Source organism: Actinopolyspora lacussalsi, assembly GCA_030803735.1.
Taxonomy (GTDB): domain Bacteria; phylum Actinomycetota; class Actinomycetes; order Mycobacteriales; family Pseudonocardiaceae; genus Actinopolyspora; species Actinopolyspora lacussalsi.
Window position 1 is genome coordinate 1,525,366 of sequence record JAURUC010000001.1, and the last position, 24,277, is coordinate 1,549,642.

At 66.4% G+C, this 24,277-nt stretch carries 21 protein-coding genes, 1 pseudogene and 1 riboswitch; of the genes and pseudogenes, 11 read left to right on the forward strand and 11 right to left on the reverse strand.

Annotation, left to right across the window (positions count from 1 at the left end; all coding sequences use genetic code 11):
- Positions 1-48 precede the first annotated feature (48 nt).
- The 3 genes from J2S53_RS06620 to rhaI are packed head-to-tail and all read left to right on the forward strand — an operon-like array spanning position 49 to position 2,920.
- Positions 49-1,350, forward strand: coding sequence for an MFS transporter (locus J2S53_RS06620; RefSeq protein ID WP_456240251.1), 1,302 nt, complete (start codon positions 49-51; stop codon positions 1,348-1,350).
- A complete protein-coding gene (locus tag J2S53_RS06625) occupies positions 1,347-1,751 on the forward strand; it encodes an L-rhamnose mutarotase (RefSeq protein ID WP_456240252.1) in 405 nt (134 codons plus the stop codon). The genes J2S53_RS06620 and J2S53_RS06625 overlap by 4 nt, the downstream gene beginning before the upstream one ends.
- Positions 1,748-2,920, forward strand: a complete 1,173-nt coding sequence (gene rhaI / locus J2S53_RS06630) for an L-rhamnose isomerase (protein WP_456240253.1) — start codon at positions 1,748-1,750, stop codon at positions 2,918-2,920. The genes J2S53_RS06625 and rhaI overlap by 4 nt, the downstream gene beginning before the upstream one ends.
- Before the next feature lie 164 nt (positions 2,921-3,084).
- On the opposite strand, the gene J2S53_RS06635 is transcribed toward rhaI, so the two are convergent.
- Both J2S53_RS06635 and htpG read right to left on the reverse strand, forming a co-directional pair.
- Positions 3,085-3,705 carry an acetoacetate decarboxylase family protein gene (locus J2S53_RS06635; protein WP_456240254.1) on the reverse strand — a complete coding sequence of 207 codons (621 nt, stop codon included), beginning with the start codon at positions 3,703-3,705 and terminating at the stop codon, positions 3,085-3,087.
- 124 nt (positions 3,706-3,829) lie between these two features.
- Positions 3,830-5,731, reverse strand: coding sequence for a molecular chaperone HtpG (gene htpG / locus J2S53_RS06640; protein ID WP_456240255.1), 1,902 nt, complete (start codon positions 5,729-5,731; stop codon positions 3,830-3,832).
- Between the two features lie 535 nt (positions 5,732-6,266).
- Between htpG and J2S53_RS06645 the strand changes: the two genes are divergently transcribed.
- Positions 6,267-6,599, forward strand: a complete 333-nt coding sequence (locus J2S53_RS06645) for a pectate lyase (RefSeq protein WP_456240256.1) — start codon at positions 6,267-6,269, stop codon at positions 6,597-6,599.
- Positions 6,600-6,648: 49 nt separating this feature from the next.
- Here the strand turns inward: J2S53_RS06645 and J2S53_RS06650 are convergent, their stop codons facing one another.
- The gene (locus J2S53_RS06650; protein ID WP_456240257.1) at positions 6,649-9,957 is read right to left on the reverse strand and encodes an AfsR/SARP family transcriptional regulator; all 3,309 of its coding nucleotides are present in this window, start codon (positions 9,955-9,957) and stop codon (positions 6,649-6,651) included.
- A gap of 306 nt (positions 9,958-10,263) precedes the next feature.
- Between J2S53_RS06650 and J2S53_RS06655 the strand changes: the two genes are divergently transcribed.
- Together J2S53_RS06655 and J2S53_RS06660 are read left to right on the forward strand one after the other, a co-directional pair.
- On the forward strand, positions 10,264-11,142 hold the full coding sequence (locus J2S53_RS06655; protein WP_456240258.1) for an NAD(P)-dependent oxidoreductase: 879 nt from the start codon (positions 10,264-10,266) through the stop codon (positions 11,140-11,142).
- A 144-nt stretch (positions 11,143-11,286) separates the two neighbouring features.
- Positions 11,287-11,688, forward strand: coding sequence for an NAD(P)-binding domain-containing protein (locus J2S53_RS06660; RefSeq protein ID WP_456242721.1), 402 nt, complete (start codon positions 11,287-11,289; stop codon positions 11,686-11,688).
- 462 nt (positions 11,689-12,150) lie between these two features.
- On the opposite strand, the gene J2S53_RS06665 is transcribed toward J2S53_RS06660, so the two are convergent.
- Entirely contained in the window at positions 12,151-12,627 is a 477-nt protein-coding gene (locus J2S53_RS06665; RefSeq protein WP_456240259.1) for an MSMEG_6728 family protein, read from the reverse strand.
- 162 nt (positions 12,628-12,789) lie between these two features.
- Between J2S53_RS06665 and J2S53_RS06670 the strand changes: the two genes are divergently transcribed.
- From J2S53_RS06670 to J2S53_RS06680, 3 genes are all read left to right on the forward strand, one after another.
- Positions 12,790-13,035, forward strand: a complete 246-nt coding sequence (locus tag J2S53_RS06670; protein WP_456240260.1) for a hypothetical protein — start codon at positions 12,790-12,792, stop codon at positions 13,033-13,035.
- Positions 13,036-13,117: 82 nt separating this feature from the next.
- Positions 13,118-13,927 carry an alpha/beta fold hydrolase gene (locus J2S53_RS06675; RefSeq protein ID WP_456240261.1) on the forward strand — a complete coding sequence of 270 codons (810 nt, stop codon included), beginning with the start codon at positions 13,118-13,120 and terminating at the stop codon, positions 13,925-13,927.
- 146 nt (positions 13,928-14,073) lie between these two features.
- A complete protein-coding gene (locus J2S53_RS06680; RefSeq protein WP_456240262.1) occupies positions 14,074-14,706 on the forward strand; it encodes a CHAP domain-containing protein in 633 nt (210 codons plus the stop codon).
- A 64-nt stretch (positions 14,707-14,770) separates the two neighbouring features.
- On the opposite strand, the pseudogene J2S53_RS06685 reads toward J2S53_RS06680, so the two are convergent.
- Positions 14,771-15,645: pseudogene (locus J2S53_RS06685) on the reverse strand (LamG-like jellyroll fold domain-containing protein); the annotation flags it as partial.
- A gap of 125 nt (positions 15,646-15,770) precedes the next feature.
- Positions 15,771-16,781: a 1-aminocyclopropane-1-carboxylate deaminase gene (locus J2S53_RS06690; protein WP_456240263.1), complete on the reverse strand. Its 1,011-nt coding sequence runs from the start codon at positions 16,779-16,781 to the stop codon at positions 15,771-15,773.
- A gap of 331 nt (positions 16,782-17,112) precedes the next feature.
- Positions 17,113-17,283: riboswitch (cobalamin riboswitch) on the forward strand.
- 20 nt (positions 17,284-17,303) lie between these two features.
- Here J2S53_RS06690 and J2S53_RS06695 point away from each other — a divergent pair.
- Together J2S53_RS06695 and J2S53_RS06700 are read left to right on the forward strand one after the other, a co-directional pair.
- On the forward strand, positions 17,304-17,576 hold the full coding sequence (locus J2S53_RS06695) for a hypothetical protein (protein WP_456240264.1): 273 nt from the start codon (positions 17,304-17,306) through the stop codon (positions 17,574-17,576).
- A 50-nt stretch (positions 17,577-17,626) separates the two neighbouring features.
- Positions 17,627-18,373 (forward strand): (2Fe-2S)-binding protein, encoded by a 747-nt coding sequence (locus tag J2S53_RS06700; protein ID WP_456240265.1) that lies wholly within the window; start codon positions 17,627-17,629, stop codon positions 18,371-18,373.
- 447 nt (positions 18,374-18,820) lie between these two features.
- Here the strand turns inward: J2S53_RS06700 and J2S53_RS06705 are convergent, their stop codons facing one another.
- The 5 genes from J2S53_RS06705 to J2S53_RS06725 form a co-directional block, all read right to left on the reverse strand.
- On the reverse strand, positions 18,821-19,216 hold the full coding sequence (locus J2S53_RS06705; RefSeq protein ID WP_456240266.1) for a hypothetical protein: 396 nt from the start codon (positions 19,214-19,216) through the stop codon (positions 18,821-18,823).
- A 383-nt stretch (positions 19,217-19,599) separates the two neighbouring features.
- Positions 19,600-21,738, reverse strand: a complete 2,139-nt coding sequence (locus J2S53_RS06710) for a hypothetical protein (RefSeq protein ID WP_456240267.1) — start codon at positions 21,736-21,738, stop codon at positions 19,600-19,602.
- Between the two features lie 5 nt (positions 21,739-21,743).
- Positions 21,744-22,745: a hypothetical protein gene (locus J2S53_RS06715; protein WP_456240268.1), complete on the reverse strand. Its 1,002-nt coding sequence runs from the start codon at positions 22,743-22,745 to the stop codon at positions 21,744-21,746.
- 54 nt (positions 22,746-22,799) lie between these two features.
- Positions 22,800-23,510, reverse strand: a complete 711-nt coding sequence (locus tag J2S53_RS06720; protein ID WP_092973700.1) for a Crp/Fnr family transcriptional regulator — start codon at positions 23,508-23,510, stop codon at positions 22,800-22,802.
- A gap of 52 nt (positions 23,511-23,562) precedes the next feature.
- Positions 23,563-24,060 (reverse strand): Pycsar system effector family protein, encoded by a 498-nt coding sequence (locus J2S53_RS06725; RefSeq protein ID WP_456240269.1) that lies wholly within the window; start codon positions 24,058-24,060, stop codon positions 23,563-23,565.
- Positions 24,061-24,277: the final 217 nt, after the last annotated feature.

Consider the following 24,277-nt stretch of genomic DNA (forward strand, 5'->3'; position numbering starts at 1 on the left):
TTCCGCAGTCGGAGCGTGAGAGACCAGGGTCAACGGATGGGAGGGCCAATGGAGGTCCGTTCCAGAAACAACCGCACGACGGGGTGGCGCGCGACGATCGCCGTGGCCATGTCGAACTACATCGAGGCCGGATCGATCATCGCGATCGCCACGAGCCTCAGCCTGTGGCAGGAACAATTCGGCCTGGACAACCTGGCTGTCGGCCTGCTCGCCTCACTCAGCGCCAACGCGTTCGGCGCCGCGGCGGGCGCGGCCATCGGCGGCCCGCTGTGCGATCGGTACGGCAGGAAGTTCATCTACACCTACGACCTGCTGCTGTACATGCTGGGCGTGCTGTTGGCCGTGTTCGCCACGTCCTACGGGATGCTGCTGACCGCCTTCATACTGACCGGTATCGCCGTCGGCGCCGGGGTGACCGCCTCGTGGACCTACATCGCCGAGGAAGCACCGGCGCACGAACGAGCGGCGCACGTGGGCACCGCCCAGCTGGCCTGGTCGATCGGGCCGATGATCGGCTACTTCCTGGCCGTCGTCGTGGCTCCGCTCGACCTGCTCGGCAGTCGACTGATCTTCGCGCACCTGTTCGTCGTCGCCGCCATCACCTGGTGGGTGCGACGCGGCCTGCCGGAATCCGGGATCTGGCGCGACAAGAACAACGCCCCGAACGAGCGCCCCTCCTTCCTGGGCAGCCTGCGCGGCCTGTTCACCAAGAAGGCCAACCTCACCGCGATGCTGTTCCTGTTCGGCGTCTACGCCCTGTGGAACACCGTGGCCGGGCAGTCCGGGATCTTCCAGCCGCGCGTGTACGAAGCGGCGGGCGTTACGTCCGTGACCGAGCAGTACCTGCTGCAGGTGCTCATGTGGGGCTGCACCAGCGCGGCGACCTACCTCGGTTTCATGCGGCTCGCCGACCGGATGAGCCGCCGGTGGCTGTACTGCTCCAGCGCCCTGCTCGGCGTTCTCGCATGGGCCGCGCTGATCTACGTCCCGCCGGGAATGTTCACCCTGCTCTTCTTCGCGATCGGTTGGGGCGTGTCCATGGGCGTCGGCGCGCAAGCCTTCTACGGTCTGTGGACCAGCGAGTTGTTCGCGACGCAGTACCGCGCCAGCGCACAGGGCGTGCTGTTCCTGGCCGCCCGAGTGCTCGTCGGCGTGCTCAGCGTCTGGTTCCCGATGCTGCTGGCACAGATCGGGCTGCAGGGGCTCGGCCTGCTCATCCTCGGCCTGCTGGCCGCCGCCCTGCTCATCGGCACACTGTGGACACCCAACACCCAGGGTAAGGACCTGAAGCAGATCGAGCGGGAGCGCTACGGAACCGCGACAGCGGAGGACCCGGTGATGACCTCGTGACCCGCGTGTGCTTCCAGCTGTGGATCGATCCGAACCGCCTCGACGAGTACCGGAGCCGCCACGCGGCCGTGTGGCCCGAGATGCTGCGCGAGCTCGAGGCGTCGGGACGACGCAACTACTCGCTGTTCCTGCGTCCGGACGGGCTGCTGATCGGCTACTACGAGACGGACTCCGTGTCCGCTTCGGACGCCCACCTCGCGGAATCACGGGTGGCCGCGATCTGGGAGGAGTACATGGCCGATCTCTTCGTAGACCGGAGCGGACGCGCCGACCAGACCGCGATCACCCTCGAAGAGGTCTTCCACCTCGAGGACCAGCTCGCCGCGCTCGACGAGCACCACCAGGACGCGAGCACTACGCCGGTACTCGACAACGCCGATCCGAACGAAGGGGAACGATGACCGTACCGCATCGCTTCGACGAGATCACCGAAACGCTCGCCCGCCAGTCCATCGAACTGCCCAGCTGGGCGTTCGGCAACTCCGGCACCCGCTTCAAGGTGTTCGGCACTCCCGGCACCCCGCGCGACACGCACGAGAAGATCGCCGACGCCGCCAAGGTTCACGAGATGACCGGGCTCGCGCCGACCGTGGCGCTGCACATCCCGTGGGACGACGTCGAGGACTTCACCGAGCTCAAGGCCCACGCCGAGAATCTCGGAGTCGAGCTGGGCACGATCAACGCCAACACGTTCCAGGACGAGGACTACAAGTTCGGCAGCCTCACCCACTCCGACCCCGCGATACGGCGCAAGGCCATCGATCACCACTTCCGGTGCATCGACATCATGCACGCCACCGGATCGACCGATCTCAAGATCTGGCTGGCCGATGGGACGAACTACCCCGGTCAGGACTCGCTGCGGGCGCGTCAGGACCGGCTCGCCGCGTCGCTCGCCGAGATCTACGAGCGGCTCGACGCGCACCAACGGCTCGTGCTGGAGTACAAGTTCTTCGAACCGGCCTTCTACCACACCGACATCCCCGACTGGGGAACCTCGTACGCGCAGGTCAGCGCGCTCGGCGACCGGGCGTTGACCTGCCTGGACACCGGCCACCACGCGCCTGGAACCAACATCGAGTTCATCGTCATGCAGCTGATGCGGCTGGGCAAACTCGGCTCGTTCGACTTCAACTCGCGCTTCTACGCAGATGACGACCTGATCGTCGGCGCGGCCGACCCGTTCCAGCTGTTCCGCATCCTGTACGAGGTCATCGCGAACGGTGGTCTCGGCGAGAACTCCCCGGTGCGCTTCATGCTCGACCAGTGCCACAACATCGAGGAGAAGATCCCCGGTCAGATCCGCTCGGTGCTCAACGTGCAGGAGATGACCGCACGCGCACTCCTGGTCGACCGGGCGGCCCTCGACAAGGCCCAGGCCGAGCACGACGTGCTCGGTGCGAACGAAGTGCTGATGGACGCCTTCCAGACCGACGTCCGACCGGCACTGGCGCGGTGGCGCGCCTCGCGCGGGCTGCCCGAGGAACCGATGCGCGCCTACGCCGAGTCCGGCCACCAGCGGTACCTGGCCGAGCAACGCGTCGGGGGTGCGCAGGCGGGCTGGGGCTGACGGTCACACCGGCCGAGCGCGCCCCCGCGGGACACCGTTCAGGTGGGAGCCACTCTTCGGTGGGCGGGAGCGGACACCGCTCCCGCCCACCGAGTGCTGTCAGTCGAGCGGGTGTGGCTCTCGTGGCCGGGCAGGGGACACACGGGCTCCGCGACCGGGACGCATCACCCCTGGACGGACGAATCCGCTTTCTCCCCGAACCGCATCTCGAAGTCGTGCAGCGCGAGGCTGCGGAAAGGCTCACGCCCCCGCAACCACCCCAGCGGCCCGTGCGGATCCGGGTGCCACGACGAGGTGCGCACGGCAACGCGACCGCGCGCCCGCACCCGGTTCTCCGCGATTCCACCCGCCATCGACTGCGCGATCCGGTAGCCCAACGACCACTTCCCCGGCAGCGACACCCGGTCGCGCAGGGACGCCGAGGCGATCCCGTGCGCCTCGATCCGCAACGGCTCCACGGAATCGACCCCGAACGTGGCCCGCTCCTTGGGAATGCCCCACAACTCACGACCGCCTCGCAGGGAGGCCGCACTGTCCACCCAGATGTGGGTGATACACGCACGGAGGCGGGCGCCACGCCGCACGAGTACGGCGGCGAGCAGCTCGTTGTACTCCAGCACGCTCCCGGACCGGTAGAGCACCCAGGCGGTACCGACGATGCCCGTATCCCCCAGCAGCACCGGAGACAGTCCCTCCGGGACAGCGGGGAGCAGCCGCTTCGGCAGTCGCCACAGCGAAACGGACATCTCACCGCACAGCCACCAGGGTTGTGGCGGATAGCTCATGTCCGCTCCGGACTCCCGTGTCGGGTTCGAATCGTGGTTCTCCGACGATCTCGTGCGCCCGCAGCCTACCCGCCCCGGGCAAGGTCGGAGAGCGACCGCTCTCCGACCCCGGGACGCGGAGTCCTCACAGCGTTTGGGCGAGCCTGTTGGCCAGCAGACTGGTGAACTGCGCGGGCTCGCGGAGCTCACCGCCCTCGGCCAGCAGCGCCATGCCGTGGACGAGTTCGGCCGTCTCCTTCAACTCCTGGCTCTCCCCGTTCTTGTCGTAGGAGTCGCGCATCCCGCTCACGAGGGGGTGGTCGGGATTGACCTCGAGGATGCGCTTCACCGGCGGCACCTCGTGCCCCATGGCCCGGTACATCTTCTCCAGGGTCGGCCCCATGTCGTTGTTGTCACCGACCACGCAGGCAGGTGAGGAGCTCAGGCGCGAGGACAGCCGTACTTCCTTCACGTCCTCGGCGAGCTTGGTCGACATCCAGGACAGCACGTCGGCGAACTCCTGCTGCCGCTCGCCGTCCTTGCCGTCCTCGTCCTGCTCGTCGAGATCGACCTGGCCCTTGGCGATCGACTGGAACGGCTTGCCGTCGAACTCCGGTACCGACTCCACCCACATCTCGTCGACCGGGTCGGTCAGCAGCAGCACCTCCATGCCCTTGTCCCGGAAGGCCTCGATGTGCGGGGAGTTCTCGACCTTGGACCTCGAACTACCGGTGATGTAGTAGATGCTGTCCTGACCGTCCTTCATCCGCTCGATGTACTCACGCAGCGTCGTCTTGCTCTCCGCATCGTGCGTGGACTCGAAGGAGGCGATCTCGAGGATCTGCTCGCGGTTGTCGACGTCGTTGAGCAGCCCCTCCTTGACGGCCTGACCGAACTGCTCCCAGAACTTCGCGTAGCTGTCCGGGTCCTGGCTCATCATGTCCTTGACCGTGGACAGGACCTTCTTGACCAGCCGCTTGCGCATCATCTGGATCTGGCGGTCCTGCTGCAGGATCTCCCGCGACACGTTGAGGGAGAGGTCCTGCGCGTCCACCACACCCTTGACGAAGCGCAGGTACTCCGGCAGGAGCTCCTCGCAGTCGTCCATGATGAACACGCGCTTGACGTAGAGCTGGACGCCGCGCTTGTGGTCCCGGGTGAAGAGGTCGAAGGGAGCGACCGAGGGGACGAACAGCAGCGCCTGGTACTCGATCGTGCCCTCGGCCCGCAGGTGGATCGTCTCGAGCGGGTCGTTCCAGTCGTGGCTGATGTGTTTGTAGAACTCGCGGTACTCCTCCTCGTCGACCTCCTCCTTGGGGCGCGCCCAGAGCGCCTTCATCGAGTTGATCGTCTCGACCTGCCGCGTGGTCTCGCCCTCGGAGTCGGTGTGCTCGACCTCCATACGGATGGGCCACGAGATGAAGTCGGAGTAGCGTTTGATTATGCCGGTGATCGTCGTGCTGTCGGTGTAGTCGAGCAGGCTGTCTTCCTGGTCCTCGGCCTTCAGGTGCAGCGTCACCGCCGTCCCCTGCGGGGCCTCCTCGACCGTCTCGAGGGTGTAGGTGCCCTCACCGGTCGAGTCCCACCGGGTGCCGGTGCTCTCACCCGCCCGACGGGTCAGCAGCGTCACCCGGTCGGCGACCATGAAGCTGGCGTAGAACCCGAGTCCGAACTGACCGATCAGCTCCTGCGCGGCAGCGCCGTCCTGCGTCTCCTTCAGCTGCTGCAGCAGCTCCGCCGTGCCCGACTTGGCGATCGTGCCGATGAGGTCCTGGACCTCGTCCCGCGACATGCCGATGCCGTTGTCGCGCACCGTCAGCGTGCGGTGCTCCTTGTCGGCCTCGATCAGGATGTGCGGGTCGGAGGTGTCCACCTCCAGGTCCTTGTCGCGGAAGGACTCCAGCCGCACCTTGTCGAGCGCGTCCGAGGCGTTGGAAACGAGCTCGCGCAGGAACGTGTCCTTGTTCGAATATATGGCGTGGACCATCAACTGCAACAATTTGCGGGATTCCGCCTGGAATTCGAACGTTTCCGCCTGTGTACTCACTGATCCCCTTTCCCGAAATCACTGTTCCCGCGCGTCGCTTCGGAGAACGACACCGGTACGGCCGAATTATAGGAGGTCGCGCGACCGCCACGGTCATCCCGCCGCGAGACCTGTTACAACGCGTCGCGGCCGGCCACGACAGTCACAGCGGACCCGCCCGAACACTCCGAGTGGCCCCAGAGCTCCGCCGAGAGTCCGATACGCGGCTTCTCACCCGCCGGCGAACGCGGCTGTTACGGCTGACGACGGAATGTGGTGCACGCTTAACTCCCGACGTCGCAACGATGCTCGGAGTGAGGTTTCCCAGCGGTCACCGGAGATCCGCTCGGACGCAGCCGATCACGCCTGGTTCGCTGGTGCCAAAGGCCGCGCTCGCTGACTCCTCTGCCCCACCCGTGGCTACTCAGCGGGAGGTGCGGCGGACGCCGTTGGCAGTGCTGTGCACGGCTGTGGTTGCTCCTGTCGGACACGCCGAGCCCCACCGCCCCCTGGCCGTGAGCTCACCCGCTGTTTCGGATCCTGCCCCTCGAACCCGATGGTGATCGACGGTGGCGGGGCGCGGGCAACCGAGGACAAGGTTTTCCAGCACAACGGCCCGGGAACCATGCTGATCAACGATTTCCGGGTCGAGAACTCCGGCACGCTCTACCGGTCCTGCGGCAACCGCACCGGGCAGTACGAGCGCCACGCGATCACCAACGACATCACGGCCGCCGCACCGGGCGGGAAACTGACCGGATTCAATGTCGAATACGGCGACAGCGGCGCATTGTCAGACATCACGGTCGTCGGTGACTCCGAGAGGGACATCCGCGTCTCGTACGAAGGCAACGAGACCGGGGCCGAACCCGAGCAGCCAATCCCATAAGACACCCCGCACGAGACCGGAAACGAATAGATCCAACCCCTCGGTCCAGCTACAGGCCGCGAATCCCCGAGAGCTCCGAGCCGAAGAGGCCATTCACGTGACCCGCGAGCGCGCTCTCGCCCAACGCCTCGGACAGGGCCTGTGCGGGGGCCAGGTCCCGGCCCCGACGAAAACCGGCGGCGAAGTTCCCGGCATCCGTCCCCAGCCGTGCCGTCAGCGTGATCCGCTCCACGTCCCCCCGCTCACCAGGTGGGAGCGGAGCGCCTGCCGTCTCGCGCGCTGCCTCGGCGGAGCCGAGCAACAACGCGGCGCCTCTCCACTCCTCGGCGGCGGCCACCGCACCCGCGACGCCTTCCACCACCAGCGCGATCGCTCGGAGATCCCTGCCCGCGACGCCGAGCCCCTCCAGGTGATAGCGCAACGCCGTGGGGGCGTCGCCGCGCTGCTCGGCCACGAAGCCGAGTTCGGCGAGGATCAGCGCGACACCCGGATCACCGTCCGTGCGGCGGCACCAGTCGAGCCATCGCGACAGGTGCTTCTCCGCGGTATCGAGGTCGTTCTCCCTGCGTGCCCCCATACCCAACCCCACCTCGGCGAACTGCTCCCCGAAGGGGAAACCCTGCTCGGCGGCCGAGCGCATCGCTCGTTCGTGCAGCTCCCGGGCCCGCGGGTAGTCGCCTTGCAACAGCGCGACCCGTCCCAGCCCGGACAGTTTCAACGCCACGTCCGTCCACAAACCGAGTGACGTGGCGATGTGCAGTCCCTCGCTGTACAGCCCGGCCGACCGCTCGTAATCGCCGCTGATCTCAGCGAGCTGAGCCAGCACGTTGCCTGCCTGTAGCTGTCCCCAGGCGTCCCCTAGTGCGTGGTACGCGGCGGCGCTCTCGGCACCATCGCGTTGAGCAGTACTCAGATCGCCGCTGATGAGTGCCTGGGTGGCACGCGCGCTGAGCGCCGCGGCGACGCCCCACCGATCTCCAGCGGCACGAAGGTCCTCCAACGCCCGATCGATCCGGGCCTCACTCCGTTGCCGGTCGCCGAAGCCGAGCTGGGCGAATCTCAGGAACCATCGCGCGGTGGCTCTGCGCAGCGGGTCCTCGATCCGTGTGCTCAACTCCCACGTTCGGTCGCACTCGACCAGCGGGGACTCGCCCTCATCGGCGCGGAACGCGAAACCGGCCCGCCAGCAGAGCGCGGCAAGACGGTTATCGGCCGTGCTGTCCCCCACGATCGTGAGGGCCGCGGAGCAGGATCGACTTCCTTCACCCGATTGGCCACGCAGCAACCAGTACCACGCCAACGCGTTCACGAGTCGCAGTCCCAGCTCGGCGAGCTCGTACCGGACGGCGACATCCAGTGCGTTGCGGAGGTTGGCCGCCTCCGCGTCCAAGCGCTCCAACCAGCTTCGCTGGTTCGGCCCGCGCAGCTGCGGTACGGCCCGTTCGGCGAGATCGGTGTAGTAACACACGTAACGGGTCTGAACCCGTGCGTGCTCACCGGACTCGCGCAGGCGCTCGGCACAATAGGCCGAAATGGACTCGAGCAAGTGGAACCGCCGTCCATTGGTGCCGTCCGAAGCCGCGACCAGGGACCGGTCCACCAAACGAGCGACCAGATCGAGAATTCGCGAAGTGTCGATTCCCTCGTCCGCACACGTTTGTTCGGCCGCACCGAGGGTGAAACCGCCGATGTGGGGGACGAGTCGACACAGCACGGACCGTTCGGAAGCGCTCAGGAGGCTCCAGCTCCAGTCGATCGTCGCCCGCAGGGTCTGCTGCCGCGCGGGCGCGCCGCGATATCCGACGGTGAGCAGTTCGAACCGATTCGCCAACCGCGCCGCCACCTCGCGGGTGCCCAGTGCCCGTACTCTGGTCGCGGCCAGCTCGAGAGACAGCGGGACCCCGTCCAGTTGCTCGCAGATGGCGAGCACCTCTCGCATGTTGGACCGGTCGAGCCGGAAGCCGGGAGAGGCCGCGCTCGCCTTCGTCACGAACAGCTCGACCGCACTCGCCTCCTCCATCCTTTCCGGACCATCCGGGACCACTAGTGGTGGGACGTTGTGCAGCTGTTCGCCGACGACACCGAGCGCCTCCTGACTCGTCGCGAGCACTCGCAGACCGGGTGCCGCCTTCAACAGCTTCTCGACCAGCTTGGCGACCGGTTCGACCAGGTGTTCACAGTTGTCCAGGATGAGAAGCAACCGCTTGGTACGCAGAGCGTCCCTCAACCGCTCGGACAGCGGAGTCGGGAATCCACCACCGGGTCCGCCGCTCGAAGTGGCCTCGCCACGTATCTCCAGGGTGCTCGCGACCTGGTTGACGACGGCGTCGTAGAGTTCGGCCTCGTCCACCTCTCCCGGCGGGGCCAGCGGTGCCAGTTCCACCAGCCACACCCCGTCCACGAAGGTCTCGGTCAGAGTCGTGGCCAGCTCCAGGGCTAGTCTCGTCTTCCCCACTCCGCCGGTGCCGGTCAGGGTGACCAGTCGGTTTCCGTCCAGCAGCTCACGAAGCTCCGCTACGACGGCGTCCCGACCGATCAGCGGGGTGAGCAAGGAGGGGAGGTTGCCCGGTGTGGAGACCGCCGCCTTGTCCGAGGACGGCGGCACGGGATCGAGACTGGTGGACCGCTGCAGGATCGCCTGACGAAGCGCCACCAGCTCGTTGTTCGGTTCGACCCCGAGATTCTCGCCGAGGTAGCTCCGAAACTCGTCGAAGGTCTGCAACGCCTCGCTCGACCTACCGGCACGGTGAAGTGCGCGCATGCGCAGCCCTCGCAACCGCTCCCGTAGCGGATACCTGGCAGTCAGGTCCGCCAGGTCACCCACGAGCACTCGGTCCTCGCCCAGTTCCAGCAGCACTTCGGCGTGGTCCTCCGCCGCCGCGATCCATTGCTCCTCGAAACGAGTGATCGCCGCACTCGCGAACTCCTCGTCCCTGAAATCCGCGAGTGCCGGGCCGCGCCAGAGTCCGAGGGCGTCGGCGAGCGCGTCGGCGCGCGCCCGGGGGCCTTCGGTGTGCCGGGAGCCGGTGATGAGGCGCTGAAACCGTCTCGCGTCCACTTCGGCATCCTCGACGCGGAGCAGGTATCCGGGCGCGGAGTACTCGACGAGGGTCGCCGCGCCGGATTCCGCACCGTCCAAGGTCCGTCGCAACTGCCACACCTTCGTCTGCAGGGCTGCCGTGGGATTTCGCGGCAGCTCCTCACTCCAGAGAATGTGACACAACCGTTCGGCGGAGACGAGCTGACCATCATGGACCAACAAGGTTGCCAGTAGCACTCGCACTTTGGACTCGGGGACCGTGACCGGCAGGCCGTCCGCCGTCCACACGGCCAGAGGTCCGAGGATTCCGAATCGCATACCGCCAGACTATCCGCGCGGCCGGATCCTTCCGGAAGGATTCGCGACGGTTCCTGCGGGCTCATTCTTCCGGGGCTGTATACCTCCGTTCGGCCCCATGGGATTCCCCATGTCGTCCTGTCCGGAACGGTCCGGCTCGCGGGCAGTGGACGTGAGCGGATCGAGAGTGACTCCTGAGCGGGCTACGCCAGCGTGAGCGGTACAGCATCCTCGGATGGTGCGGACCAAGCGATGGTGGCTGCCGAACAAGACAGCAGAAGAAGCGGAACGACCCTGGAACGGTCGCCGCGAAGGAGGAACACAGCAATGACTGCGGCCAACCGCGAGCCGGTCACGATCCTTGGGCTCGGTCCGATGGGCCAGGCTCTAGCCGGAGCGTTCCTGCACAACGGCCACCCCACCACGGTGTGGAACCGGACGGCGTCGAAAGCGGATGCCCTGGTGACGGAGGGAGTCAACCGGTCGGAGACGGTCGTCGACGCGGTCGCGGCGAGTGATCTCGTCATCGCCTGCGTGATCGACTACGACGCGGTGCGGGCGATCGTCGAGCCTGCTGCCACCGCGCTGAAAGGCAAGACGCTGGTGAACCTGACCGCCGACTCGCCCGCACGGGCCCGCGAGATGGCCGACTGGGCGGCCGAGCACGGCATCGAATACCTGGACGGGGCGATCATGACTCCGGCACCGACCATCGGGGGAGCAGCGGCCGTCGTTCTCTACGCCGGTTCGCAGGCTCTCTACGAGTCCCACGAACCGACGCTGTCCAACCTGGGCGGAACGGCCGCGCACCTGGGCACGGATCCGGGCAGGGCAGCGGCGCACGACGTTTCCCTGCTGGACATGTTCTGGACCGGCATGGCAGGCATGGTGCACGGTTTCGCACTGGCCAAGGCCGAAGGGATCGAAGCGGTCGACCTTGCACCCTACGCCAAGGGCATCGTCAACCTACTGCCCGACATCATGTCCGACTTCGCCGAACGAATCGACGAGGACCGCTTCACCGGAGACATCTCCAACATACAGTCCGCCGCAGCGGGCATGGACCACATCATCCACGCGGCCCACAACCGCGACATCGAGACCGGTGTGCTCAACGCGGCCACGGCGCTGGCGAAACGGGCCACGGAGGCCGGGTACGGTGCGGAGAGCTTCGCTCGACTCTCCCAGGTTCTCCGCGGCGCGTAATCAACGGCCGCACGGATGAGTTCCGACCATCCGTCAACCGGGATCGCCGCCGCGAAATCGTTCTCCGGCGAGTGGTGGGAACAACCACCACTCGCCGGTACTTTACTGCCCTGCCGTGGTATTTCCCACCGGAGAAACCTGTCGATGACGGAGAACAATCGGCTACCCGTGACAGTTCTGGGGATCGGCATGATGGGCACCGCTTTGGCCGGTGCGTTTCTGAATAATGGCAACCGGACGATCGTCTGGGACCGTTCCGCGAATAAAGCCGATTCCCTGATCGCTGAGAGCCCGCTTCGGAACTCAATCTCGATTCTGAGGCGGATCCGCCGGTGCCAGGGATCAACGCGCGGCTGTCGTGGGTATTGGCCGCCGAGACTCCACCGACCCAGGGATGCCGCCCCGTTCGAACGGCCAAGCAAGGAGTCAGTGCCTTACGATCTTTCTCGCCGTCCCCTGTCCGAGCGGCTCGAGCGCTACGGAAGCGGACCGAGTCCGGTGACGGCGAATTTCGACCGCGATGCGTTCGCAGCGAAACAGCCGTAACACTCCGGTGCCACCCCGGAACTACGCCGGGATCTCGTGGGGAAGGACCATTCATCCACAATCGCACCTCCCGCACCTCCGCGGCCGACGACGAGCGGCGGCGTGCTACGGGGCGCACGACAGGACGCGGTTCCCGACTCTCCCTTGTGAATATGATCCGTGGTTTTACTGCTACGCAACGGGCAGAGAGGCATTGGGGCCGGTATAGCAATCGACCATGGGTGACTACCAACACAGCGCCACCGTGCGCACCGACGCCGCGTCCTTGTTCGAATACCTAGCCGACACGAACCGATTGCCCGACTACTTCGAGGGAATGGTCTCCGTCGAGTCCACCGGGCAACACACCGTGCACACGGTGGCCCGGGTCGAGAGGCAACGCCGCGAGGGCACTCCGGTTGTCCGCACCGGCTCCTCGCTGCCGCCGTGTCAGGAGAGCTCGCCGCCATTCGGAGTGCGGTCTCACAGCGTGCGGCGCGGCCTGTCGGATACCGGCCACACGGCGGGAAGATCGGGCGGCACTTCGGGAAACCACTTGCCGTAGTAGTCGGGATCCTTGCGCACCAGCGCCGATTGGTGGGCGCGGTGAAACACCGGATCACCGAGCCACGGTGGCAACTCCCCCGCCCCGGCCAGCGACTCCTGCGTGCGCACGCTGTCCAGCCCGAGACCGCTGACCAGGTCCGCTCGCAGCGACGAGGCGCAGGTGTCGGCTCGCCCGGTCGAGCACCAGACCCGGCAGATCTCGAGACCGTAGCGGGTCAGTGCCTCCTCGTACCCGGCCCACATGCTCGCGGCGGGGTGGTGACGCCAACCGTAGTGGGCGACGGTCAGAGCCCGCAGCACCTGCAACGCCTCCACTCGCTGCTTGCCCAGCCGTCGGGAATCGAGCACTCGCGCGACCGACGCGAACTCCGAGCAGGGAAGGAACGTCTGCACGGCAGTCCTTTCCGGAGAAGGATCCACGAACGAGGCCCCACCGCAAGCTTGCACCAGCGCACGGCAGGAGAACCACGGCTGTCGCTCACACCGCGGAGCGCGAACCCCGATGGGGGAGGACGGTGGAGTCATCCGCGTGAGGTCCCGGCGAGGGAGGGCGTGATGCGAGACGAGCGGGCGACCACCACCGCGAGCGAGGCGGTCGCGGAACCCACGGGGTCCCCGCTGACCTCCACGGGACAGTACGCGCTCACCGAGACGTCAGCAGAGCCGGGAACCACCTGGCGTGCGGGCTGCGCCTGGCCGCAGGCCGATGCGTTCCCGACGTCCTGGGAGGTTCCCCGGAACGGTGTCGACGGTGCTCGTCCTCGACTACTTCCGGGCGCACCATCCGCCCCGGACTTCTAACCACTCCCTCGAACCCGGTGCTCACCCGCACACACCCCGATCACCCACGTAAGTGGCACGGCCACGGACAGGAGCGCTAGGCATGGGCACGCACATCCGCGCAGGGGAGCTCGACATCTGGGCCGAACAGACCGGACAAGGACCGGATGTCCTGCTCATCGGTGGACTGGGCGATACCGTCGAGTCCTGGCAGTTCCAGCTCGACGGGCTCTCGGACCGCTATCACCTGATCGCCTTCGACAACCGGGGGGCGGGGCGGACAGCGATGCCCGCCACCCCTGTCTCCGTGGAGACGATGGCCGACGACGCGGCGCACCTCCTCCGTGCGGTCGAGGTTCCCTCCGCCCACGTGGCGGGCTTCTCGGGCGGTAGCATCATCGCCCAGGAGCTGGCCCTGCGCCACCCCGAGCTCGTGCGCAGCCTGGTGCTGCAGAGCACGTGGCCGGCGATGGACCCCTACCTCCGCTCGTGGGCCAGGTTCGTCCGCTGGCTGGTGGAGGTCGCTCCGAGCGAACGGGCGTTCCTCGAGGGATTCTTCCTCGACATCTACACGGCGCGAGCGCACAACGACGGAACCGTCGACCAACTCATCGAGGAAGTGCTCGCCTTCCCCCACAAGCAAACTCCCGAGGACGTGCAGCGATTCCTCGACAGCTTCATCGAGCACGAAACGACCGAGCGCCTCCCCCTGATCTCCGTACCCGCGCTCGTCCTCGCCGGTGGTCTCGACCCGACCGCGCGTCCGGAGCTGTGCCGCGCCGTGGCCGAGAAAATTCCCCACGCGCGGTTCGAAATCATGGAAAAAGAGGCCCATCAACCCTTCCAGGAAATACCGGATGAATGGAACTTCCGCGTCGATGCGTTCTGGCGGGCCGTCGAAGCGGGAAACTGAATTCGTCGAAAGCTGCCCCCGAGCAGCGCATCGGCTCGCCCTTGTCCGGAAGTTCCACGGCCGCGCACCGGGGGAACGTTTATACGCACTCCCAGAACGGTATATCGGGTGGTGAACTCGTCAACGCCGAGCGGGAGGTGCTGGGCGTGACTCACCGAGATGACCGGAACGGAGCACCCGCCGCAGGCCGACCACGCAGGAACAGAGCGGTACTGGGAATCGTGACGAGCCTGTCGGCGGCGGTCGCGATCACGGCTGCCGTGCTCACAATCCCCTCACCCGAAGGACCACCCGAACCCCCGAACGGAGACGCGGCAGCGCCGGTGATCGCGGCCGAGCCCGGCACCGTGCGGGAGGAGATCGTCACGGCGGCACAGGCCGAGCTCGGGACCGAAGAGACCGGCAAGAACTGCCACGAGTACTCCGAGCAGTGCGTGCCCTGGTGCGCCCTGTTCGCCATGACGACCTGGGAAAAGGCTGGCGTGGACGTCGAGAACGAGGAGTTCGCCTTCACGGGCGACGTCTACACGGCCGGACGGACCGAGGGCACGGCTTACGGCAGCGCACAACTGGAGAGCGCCAGACCGGGCGACGTGCTGCTGTTCGGCACCGGACCGGCTACCCCCGATTCCAGCCACCACATCGGTGTGGTCGAGAAGATCCAGGGCGAGCAGGTCACCCTGATCGAGGGCAACACCGGTGACAACCCCGATAGGGTAATGCGCAAGACGCACGAGCTCGGCGAGAACACCTTCTACGGCGGCGTGCGTCCCTGGTGAAGACCGCTGCGGACTCCGACTCAGCCGCTATGGTGGCCCGGCCGCGCCTCGATCTTCGTACCGATCAGCGCCCCCGCCCGTGGTCCGAGCCCACCGCGCTGAGGAACTCCTCGGGCCGCAGCGCGCGAGCGGTGATCCGAGTATCACCCAGCGAGCCGTGGAAGCCCTGGCCGTAGCGCCCCGCGCTCTGCTTGGCCCCGAGCGCGAACGGCTCGCCGAGCGTGGTGATCCCCTTCGACCGGGCGGCGGCGTTGCGCGCGACCTTCGAGCGATCCACGTACACGGTGGTGTGTCGACCGTCGTTGACCACGGCCACGTGCACCCACTGCCCGACGGCCAGGGCGTGACTCCAGCACGTGGGGTCGTCGTCGCGGTTGTGCGGATACACCACGTACTGCAGAAACCGCTCGCCGGACAGCGCGAGGCCGCACGGCGCGTCGTCGGTCGAGTAACCGCCGTCCTTGCCCGCTTCCCCCGCGCGGCCCTCCCAGCCGAGGATGCCCATCCAGGCGTGCGAACCTCGGAACGGCTCGGGCAGTTTGAGGAACGTCTCGGTCGCCACGTCGATCATGCCGCGCATCGGATCGAACGAGTACAGCCGGATCATCCCGGCACCGCCGTAGTAGCGGTCTGGTAGTTGGCGAGGTGCAGGTGCACGGTGTTGCCCGCGTCGTTGGTCAGCGTGGTGCGACCACAGGGCCAGTAGTGGCCGCCGATCGCCAGGAAGACTTGGTCGTTGCCGCGGATGAGCCCCTCCCACAGCCGTTGCCTGTGGTCGGAGAGGTGGGCGAGCCCTTCGTCCTCGGCCCACACCAGGTCGTGGGTGGTCAGGATCGTGGGCAGCTCGGGGTGCTCGTTCAGCACACCCTGCGTCCACCGCACGCCGCGACCGGAGACCCGCCAGTCCAGCGCGAGCAGCAACCAACTCCTGCTACCGCCCTCGTCGATCAAGTACTGCGTGTCGGGCATGACGGCCAGGGTGAAGCGGGTGTCGGTGGCGGAGTGACCGTGCCAAGAGTTCCGCGAATCGGCCGAAGCGCCGATCGGCGTGGCCGAGTCGTGGGTCAGTCCCGGAACAGGGCACTGTAGGCGTTCAGGGCGGGTTGGCCACCGAGGTGTGCGTAGAGCACGTTGCTGTCCGATCCGATATCACCGGAGGTGACGAGGTCGATGAGTCCAGCCATCGATTTGCCCTCGTAAACCGGGTCGAGGATGACACCCTCCAGTCTGCCGGTAAGCCGGATCGCTTCCAGCGTCGAGTCCACGGGGATCCCGTAGTGCTCACCCGCCCAGCCCTCGAGCACGGTGATCTCCTCGTCCCGCAGTTCCCGGCCCAGCTCGATCCGCTCCGCCGTGTCGCGCGCGATCCTGGCGACCTGACCGCGGGTGCTGTCGATCTTCGCGGAGGCGTCGATGCCGAGGACGCGGCGGGGTCGTTGCTGCTCGGCGAAACCGGCGATCATGCCGGCGTGCGTGGAACCGGTGACGCTGCAGACCACGATGGTGTCGAAGAAGACGCCGAGCTCGCGTTCCTGTTCGGCGACCTCGTGGGCCCAGTTGGCGAAGCCGAGCCCGCCTAGCGGGTGATCGGAGGCACCGGCCGGTATCGCGTACGGCGTGCCCCCTTCCGCTCGGATCTCATCCAGCGCGTTCTGCCAGCTCTGCTTGAACCCGATGCCGAACTCGGCATCGGTGAGCTGGACCCGCGCACCCATGATGCGTGAGAGCTGGATGTTTCCGACCCGATCGTTGACCGCATCGGGCCAATCCACCCAACTTTCCTGCACCAGCCGCGCCCGCAACCCGAGCTTCGCTGCGACGGCCGCGACCTGGCGGGTGTGATTGGACTGCACACCACCGATCGAGACCAGGTGGGTGGACTCGTTGGCCAGGACGTCCGGAACCAGGTACTCCAGCTTGCGGATCTTGTTGCCGCCGAAGGCGAGGCCGGAATTGCAGTCCTCCCGCTTGGCCCACACCCGCGCCCCGCCGAGATGGTCGCTCAAACGCTCCAGCGGATGGACCGGGCTGGGCCCGAACAGCAGGGGATAACGCGGGAAGTCGCTCAGGGACATGCTTCTCCCGTCCGTTCGAAAGTTCGTAGGTCTCGCCTGTTCCGCCACCGGGATCCTGCGCCCTCCGTGCTGTCACGTCCACCCACGGCCGCCGGCCAGCCGAGCACCAGCTCGCACCCAAACCGATCCCGGTAACGCCCCGGGGGTCATCGATCCCGCTGCCCGATAGGGGGCGCTCTCCGCCGAGGACGTCAATTCGCCGGTGCATGCGCTGTCCCGAGCGCCACCACGCAGCACAAGCCCAACCTCGGCTCGCACATCCGGCAGTCCCGCCGGGGGTGAGCGAGTGGGTAATGTCATGCGAAGGTCCAACACCGCGCATCGAGCGTGTAGCTTCGGCTTTCGCCGCAGTGCACGGGAAGCCGGTGAGAGTCCGGCGTGGTCCTCGCCACTGTGACCGGGGAGCGTCCCGCACCACGACGCCACTGGCCGAAGCGCCGGGAAGGCAGCGCGGACGTGACGATCCGGAAGCCAGGAGACCGGCTGCGGCGCAGGTATCGCTCGACGATGGATTGAGGACCGATGCGCCACCCGGCGAGATGTATCTTCGCCCGGCCCCATGCCGGACGCGACCGATCACGACGCGCCGCCACGGTGTTGACCGCGCCGCACGAGCTGAACCCGGTGGCTGATTTCCGCGACCGGATTCGCCTGCTGGCGGCGGGAGAAACGGTGGCGATCGGCGCTTCCGCCGAGGCGCTCACCGACTTGCCGCTGTCCGAGGTGTACGGCGGACACACCGATATCGGCACCCATCCCCGCACGGGTGCTCCGACGGTCCTCTTCGGAAACTGATCCGCCCGTTGCCGTGCGGACCGCGATCCGCCGTCGTCCCCAGGAGAGACATGAGCACGCGCGCGAACCAACTGCTCACCCGCACGCTCGACGAGATGGACCCCAACGAGCACGCTCGGCTGCTTCCCGATGAGAACCGCGGGCGAATACCCGCTTCCCTCGTCGAGGATCCCGACTGGATGGCCGAGCAGCTGCGGTTGCGCGGCCGGATCTGGCACACCGACGACGCGCGCGTGCTGGCCACCCTGTGGTGGTTCTCGACGTCGAGCAGGCTGATAGCACCATCGATCGCCTCGTACGTCGTCACCGGTGAGGCGCTGTCGCCCCGGTTGGACGATCTGCGGCTGCACTGGCAGCCGGACAGCAGGCTGTCCGGCATCACCTCGGTGAACGTGCTCTCCGGCAGCGACCGGCTGGAACCACTGGCCGAAGAGCTGCGGCGGACCCTCGAACGGAGCATCGCCTCGGTGGCCGCCACCGCCGGGATACGACAACGCCCCCTCTGGGCGATCGCGACCGACGCCATCGCCGGGTGTCTGCTCTGGGCAGGACGCGCACGAGGTGCGCCAGAGCGGGCAACCGCCCTGGCCGAACCGCTGGTCGCGGCCATGAACGCCCCGATGCCCGCACCGCGCTACACCGAGATCGACTCGCGGGAGAACGCGTCCCGGTTGTTCACCAAGCGAACCTCGTGCTGCCTGCTCTACCGGGCTCCCGGCGAGGACAAGTGCTCCTCCTGCCCCGGTCGCCCTCCCGAACGACGACACGCCCTGCTCCGCGAGAACACCCCGCACTGACAGAACTGAGCCGTACGAAACACGGCCCGATGATCCAACGGACCTGGCCGAGATGCTCGACATCACCAGCCAGACGCATGGTGCGTTAGAGCAACCAGGTCATCGCATCCGGCCGGCTGTGCCACGAGAAAGTCAACAATGATCGGCGGGCCACCGGTGTCAGCCTGACCTCGAAAGGGCAGGCCGTCCACCAACGAGCCACCTCGGCCACGCGGCAGGCGAACGAACGCTGACGCACGATATGACGGAAGCCGAGATCATCATCTTCGGGTCCCTGCTCACTCGTGTTCTCGCTAGTCCCTACGCCCCCGCATCGTCGAAACCATTCCGCGAACCAGGTCGCGCGAGACGCAGACAAGAACAACATCGATGAGAGCCTTCATGCACGCGCTGGGGACAGGTTCGCAACCTGCCCCCGATCGCTCGGCTCACTAGTTCCAACAGATCCTAATGGTCGCTTGTTTCACCTGTTCCACGTTCGTCCAATCGAGCAGCCAAGTCCTCCCTGTTGTAATTGATGAACACCTTTCGCAAAGTGGAAATCACACGAAGGTGTACCGTTTCATCAGTGGCTGCCAATAGCTTGTCGACGAGCTGACCCACGGATTCCGATCGCGTCGCAGTGCTCATGACCTCGCGGAGTTCGTGGAACTGCTGCGCGACGGCCACCACTTGCTCGGGTTTGTCCTGGTTGTCGAGGAACCAGGAGGCCGTGGCCCGAAGCGGGTCGAGGAGCACCGAGCACATCCGCTCCTCCTGATTACTGCGTTGTTGGTTCTGCCACGACAACGCGACGTGCCGACGCGTCGCCTCCTCACGAGCGGCGACCGCCGCGACGAGCACTGCCCGCGCACGTACACGTTCGTTCCACCCACCCGCCACCACACGACGAGGGCCGCGTTGAGCTCAACCCGCAATCGTTCGGTGGCGGTCAATGCGTGCTGCCTGCTCACTTCCGCAGCTCGATGGATGAGCCCAGCCCAAGCGATGTCCATCAGGGCGGAAGGAGCGGGTACATTCCCGCCCCAATATGCCTCCAGCGAGAGACTCACATCGAAATGCAGTGGCTCGTCCGCGCTGGGTAGTGAAAGGACGTCCGTGCTGGAGCGGCCCGAACACGGACCTTCAAAGGAATGCTCATCGTTCGAGGAGGACACACCTTCCCGAGCTTCCCAGCGGTGCAACAGCAGCCGCTTCCATTGGGACACCGGCACGTTCACTCCCTCCTATCGCCAGACGGGGTCCACTTCGTCCAGCCGTGTCCAAAGCTGGTGCACCACCGAGGTCAACGAGTCGTCTCTGAGAGAACTCAGGTCGAGCGAGGCGCGCTCGATCCGGCTGGCGTGTTCCACTTGCGCGATCCTGATCGAGTCGCAGCTGGTGGCCTGGACGAGCGATTCCACCATGGAATCCCGTTGAGCTGGGGAAACCGCGGATGCTGCTCGGAGCCAGCTTTGGACGATAGTCCGGCTGTCCTCCGGAGGCATGGCTCCGAGAGCTCGCTGCCAGAAGGACGTCGCCAGCTGGGCATCGACCTCACCGTTCTGCTCCCGCAGCACCTCCGCGACAGCCTCCGACAGGAGGCGCAGACGTGCTGGCGAGGCCCCGTCGAACCACTCCGATAGATACCGCAGGAACTGGGAACCACCGAGTTGGATACCGATCTGTTGAACAGCCTCCCGCACTGATTCCCGAACCAAGCCGTTCTCCGCGTTCGCCAGGTGTTTGAGCCGGGTCAACGCCACTCGCGGGAACGAGTGCCCGATACCCGCGCACACCTCCGCTGTCACCAGCTGAAGATCGGCGCTCCCCTCCCTCGACCAGGCCCAGAGCCTCTGCCGAACGCTCTTGCCCAGGAACAGATCCGTGGCCGTGGTGGTCAGCAGGCGCACCGCGATGGAGCGTCGAGAGCGGTCCGAGGCGCTGTTAGACGTCTGGGCTCCACCCGATTCCCTGCCCGCCTTGGTCATCGACCACTTGCGGGCCAGCCTGAGCGGGAGCTCGGCGCCTCCAACACCGGCCAGATCAGCGACCCGGTCGACGAGCAGCTCCAGTTCGTGGCGTTCGAAGTCGCGGATCTCGCCGGGCAACTTCCCGATCCAGTCCAACATCGGTTTCCGGAGATCCGGATGCTCCCGCCAGAAGTGGCGGAGCACCTGAGCTCCGAATCCCGGAGGTCGGAACTCCCGACTTCCGACGTCGAAGTTCTCGTCGTCGAGGCCGCGCAGCCTGGTGAACGGGCTCAAGCGCAGCAGCGGAACGGATTGTTCCACCTCGGCACGGTTGTACTCGAGCATCCGATCGGAGGCTGCCACGATGTGCTCGGTCGAAGCGCTCTCCAGGGCGGACGCTGCGAGCAGGAGAGCGATCCACTCTGAGTTCCCCGTCACCTGCCGCTGGTGAATCTTGGCCCGCAGTTCGTCAGTTCGACCGTGCAGCTCGTTGTCGAGCAGGTCCCGGAAAACACGTTCCGGATCGTCGCCGTGTTTGCTGCGATTCGAGACGGCTTCCGCGAGTTCCGCGACCTTCGGCGGCCACAGACTCTCCAGACCCGAAGCCGATTCGGTTCGCTCGACTAGCGCACGAGCGTCCTCCCCCACCAAGTGACATTCGAACACTTCGACCGAGGAAGGCTTACCCAGCATGTGCATCCGTTCGGGGAGCTGTTTCTCGAACCGGCTCATGTGGTCGGGTGGTACGAGCAGGATCAAGTAACTCCGGTAGCGCTCGATCTGCTGGGTGAGCTCGACCAAATCGCGTTGGACTTCCAGGAGATCGTCCTGGCTCGACCTGCGGAGGTCGACGAGCACAACGGCGGGTTCCTGCTCGACAAACAACGCGTCGGCCCGCAACCGAAAATCCGGGTCACTCAGCTCTTCCCGGACGACGAGCTCCGAATGCCTCTCCTGCAACTCGTAGCCGAGCCGTTGCGCAGCGGCGAACTGGCCGCAGTCGATCTCCTGAGCTCCGATCAGCAGGACCCGACGTCGGCGCAGTGTCTCGAAGGCCGTTTCGCTCTCACCGTCGATCGGCACGTCGAGCAGCCCCGGCGGTGGCACGTAGGTCGCCGCCAGTCGTTGCAGAGCCTCGCGGTCCTGGAGACCACGCCCTTTGCGCTCCTGCACCCCCACCTGGGCGAACTGTTCCGCACCGTCCTTCAGCAAGACGATGGAGTCACGTATCTCGGTCTTGCCGTAGGACTGGTCGAGATCGCGACCGATGCCAACTGCTCCCCCTCCGGACGCCGAGGTACTCGTCCGGTAAGTAACCTCCTCTTTCATAACCGGTATCTCGGCAGGAGTCGAATCCTCCTGCGGGTGGGGCGAGTCGAGCACGGCGAAAGCATCGACGTCGTACTGGTCCACGGCACTCACCCTTCCCCCGACTCGTTCTCGCCGCAGCGACCACTCGCCAGTCCGAAGTTCGAGTCGCCGCTCGTGTGGAACTGACCCGAGAACTCCTGCTTCTGCGTTGATTGGTCGAGATCGCGACCGATCGAGATCGAACCGTGGTCGGTGGCCGCGACACCACGGCTGACCTCGCGCACCGAAGTGTCGTGAATCCCGCCGTGCACGTCGCGGGTCTGCACGGCCTTCCCGGCGGTACCGGTGAGCACGTTCGACACGTCGCCGCCGTCGACATCGGTCTCTCGCTCGTCGGAACTCGCGGACCCCAGGTCGGTAGGTTGCCCGTGCAGCAGACCGGAGCTCAACAGCTCACCGGAGAGCACCGGTGCGCGCAAGTACCCCGTTCCCGTGTAATCCTTGGAATCGATCTCCAGCGGTGCCTCGACGAACTCGCTGGGTTGCCGCGTGGTTCGCCCCGCCCTCACGACGTGCTCCATGACGGCTTGGGAGAGCACGGACGCCACGAGCGTGACGTTCGAGTCCGAGTGATCGAGCAACGAGCGAACCGGGGCCGCGTCGACCATGCGCCCCGTGTCGACCATGACCTTGCCCGACGGGGAGTCAACCACAGAGGAATCGGCCACCAGCGCTTCGAACGACTGCGCGGGGCCGAGATGCAGACTTGTGCGCAGTCGGAGTTCGACTTCCGCCGCCCGAAACTCAGCGGCACGACGACGCAGTTCCGCCTGCAGCGAGTCGAAGAACCTGTCGACCACGGCGGCCACCAGGTCCGGAGAGAAGCCGAGGAGGTAGCCGTCGCCGCGGAAGGCTCGGAACCCACGTCCCTGCCAGAGTTCCGCGATACCGGCACGGCTCGCGGCCTGTTCGAGGACATCGGGCAACCACTGCTCTGCGATCATCTTCTGCTGGACGTCGTTGTGCCTGCTGAAGTGACGAACGTCCACCGCGAGTATGCCGGTGTGCTCACCGATCGAGCGGTTGTCGGTGGGGAGTTCTCGGTCCACCAGTGCTCCTTCTTCGCGTCTTCGCGTGCGACTGACGGAAGTGAGGCTGCCCGGTCATCTCGCGGTGTTCTGTCCAGAACTGGACACATTGGCCTCGCTACAAGCACGAAGCGAGGTGACATCGGTCACGTGAAGCTTTCCCCGGGAGATCCGCACGAGCCCTGCCGCCTTCCACTCGGCGAGCACCGGTGTGACGGCCGACCGCGCCAAACCCAGCCCTGAGGCCAGCTCTTCTTGCGACATAGCGATGGTGGCCGGACAAGGGTGATCAGGCCCCGCGACGTCGATGAGCGCCGCGAGGAAGTCGGCGAGACGCGCCGAGGCGGTGCGGTGAGCCAGCTGCCAAGAATGCGCGGAGCTCTCACGCACTTTGCCCAGTATGTAAGCGTCCAGCTTCGACCCCAGGTCGAAACGCTGGAGGAGCTCGCCGAACCGCTCGTCGGGGAGCCTGTAGGTGATGCCGGGTTCGATGGCCTGCACCGTGGCCGACCTCGGACCTCCGTCTCGCCCCGAGAACTCGCCTATCACGTCACCGGGACCGCGGACGGCGAGCGCGAGCTCGCGGCCGTCGGGTTCGGAGTACACGACCTTCAACCGACCGGACAGGCACAGCAGTACCCACCCGCCTGCTTGACCCTGGTGCAGCACGCGCTCCCGCGCGTGGTGCGTGCTGCGAACACCTTGCTGTACCAGTGCTGCCCAGGCATCGCTCGGCACGAGAGAGCGGAAACCACGTGGGCCCCGGAAGTCGTTGACAGCACTCACATCCAAGTGTGTAGCTCCTGATCGCCGAGAGGTGGTCCGGGAAAGCCCAAGATCACTCGAACAGCCCTGCCCAGCCTGCCGCCAGCGCGGTGAGGAGCGATGTGCCGAAGGCCCAGATGGCCGGTGTGACGGCGCGGAACTTGCGTCGAGCGATCCGGCTGGTCGCCCACACCTGCTGTGTGAGCGACAGCTGCAGTTGTTCACCGTCCTCCAGCAGATCCCGGTATGCCAGCGCGAAACCATCCGATGCCGGAGAGCAACGAGCGATGTTGTCGAAGTGGAGAAGCGACCGTGAGTGCCCAGTGTTCAGCCGAGGTGTGAACACCCACAGCGCGGCGACGATGCTCAGGGTCGCCAAACCGAGGCTGACGAGTAGCAGGACCGCGTAGAGCCACCTGGCCGCCCAATCATTCGGCGCGGAGAGAGCTCGCACCAGTACACCGCCGAGCACACCATTCGCGGCCAGCACAGCTGCGGCCTTCGTATCCGCGACCTTGATGAGGTCGGTGGTCTGCTGGAGCGTTTTCCACGCGTCTTCGGTGTTGACCATGGCTTCGAGTCTGCTCAGCATCAACCGCCGAGTGCTACCGGCGTGAGGGTGAGACGCGGCCGATCTCAACGTGTTGGAACGGCCTCACACGCAGCCGTTTTCAATGTGGCGGGTGTTTCGAGCGCATGGCCTATAACTATCGGCTACTCAACACGAGGCAACTCAGTACTCCGGAAGGTTTCTCCCCGACGAGAGCACAGCGCGCTCGCCGCACTCA

What these genes read in the sequence shown, in the direction of transcription:
- J2S53_RS06620 (WP_456240251.1), top strand. Translation starts at nt 49, where the DNA reads ATGGAGGTCCGTTCCAGAAACAACCGCACGACGGGGTGGCGCGCGACG.
- rhaI (WP_456240253.1), top strand. Translation starts at nt 1,748, where the DNA reads ATGACCGTACCGCATCGCTTCGACGAGATCACCGAAACGCTCGCCCGC.
- J2S53_RS06635 (WP_456240254.1), bottom strand. Translation starts at nt 3,705, where the DNA reads ATGAGCTATCCGCCACAACCCTGGTGGCTGTGCGGTGAGATGTCCGTT.
- J2S53_RS06645 (WP_456240256.1), top strand. Translation starts at nt 6,267, where the DNA reads ATGGTGATCGACGGTGGCGGGGCGCGGGCAACCGAGGACAAGGTTTTC.
- J2S53_RS06650 (WP_456240257.1), bottom strand. Translation starts at nt 9,957, where the DNA reads ATGCGATTCGGAATCCTCGGACCTCTGGCCGTGTGGACGGCGGACGGC.
- J2S53_RS06655 (WP_456240258.1), top strand. Translation starts at nt 10,264, where the DNA reads ATGACTGCGGCCAACCGCGAGCCGGTCACGATCCTTGGGCTCGGTCCG.
- J2S53_RS06660 (WP_456242721.1), top strand. Translation starts at nt 11,287, where the DNA reads ATGACGGAGAACAATCGGCTACCCGTGACAGTTCTGGGGATCGGCATG.
- J2S53_RS06670 (WP_456240260.1), top strand. Translation starts at nt 12,790, where the DNA reads ATGCGAGACGAGCGGGCGACCACCACCGCGAGCGAGGCGGTCGCGGAA.
- J2S53_RS06675 (WP_456240261.1), top strand. Translation starts at nt 13,118, where the DNA reads ATGGGCACGCACATCCGCGCAGGGGAGCTCGACATCTGGGCCGAACAG.
- J2S53_RS06690 (WP_456240263.1), bottom strand. Translation starts at nt 16,781, where the DNA reads ATGTCCCTGAGCGACTTCCCGCGTTATCCCCTGCTGTTCGGGCCCAGC.
- J2S53_RS06695 (WP_456240264.1), top strand. Translation starts at nt 17,304, where the DNA reads ATGCGCCACCCGGCGAGATGTATCTTCGCCCGGCCCCATGCCGGACGC.
- J2S53_RS06700 (WP_456240265.1), top strand. Translation starts at nt 17,627, where the DNA reads ATGAGCACGCGCGCGAACCAACTGCTCACCCGCACGCTCGACGAGATG.
- J2S53_RS06725 (WP_456240269.1), bottom strand. Translation starts at nt 24,060, where the DNA reads ATGGTCAACACCGAAGACGCGTGGAAAACGCTCCAGCAGACCACCGAC.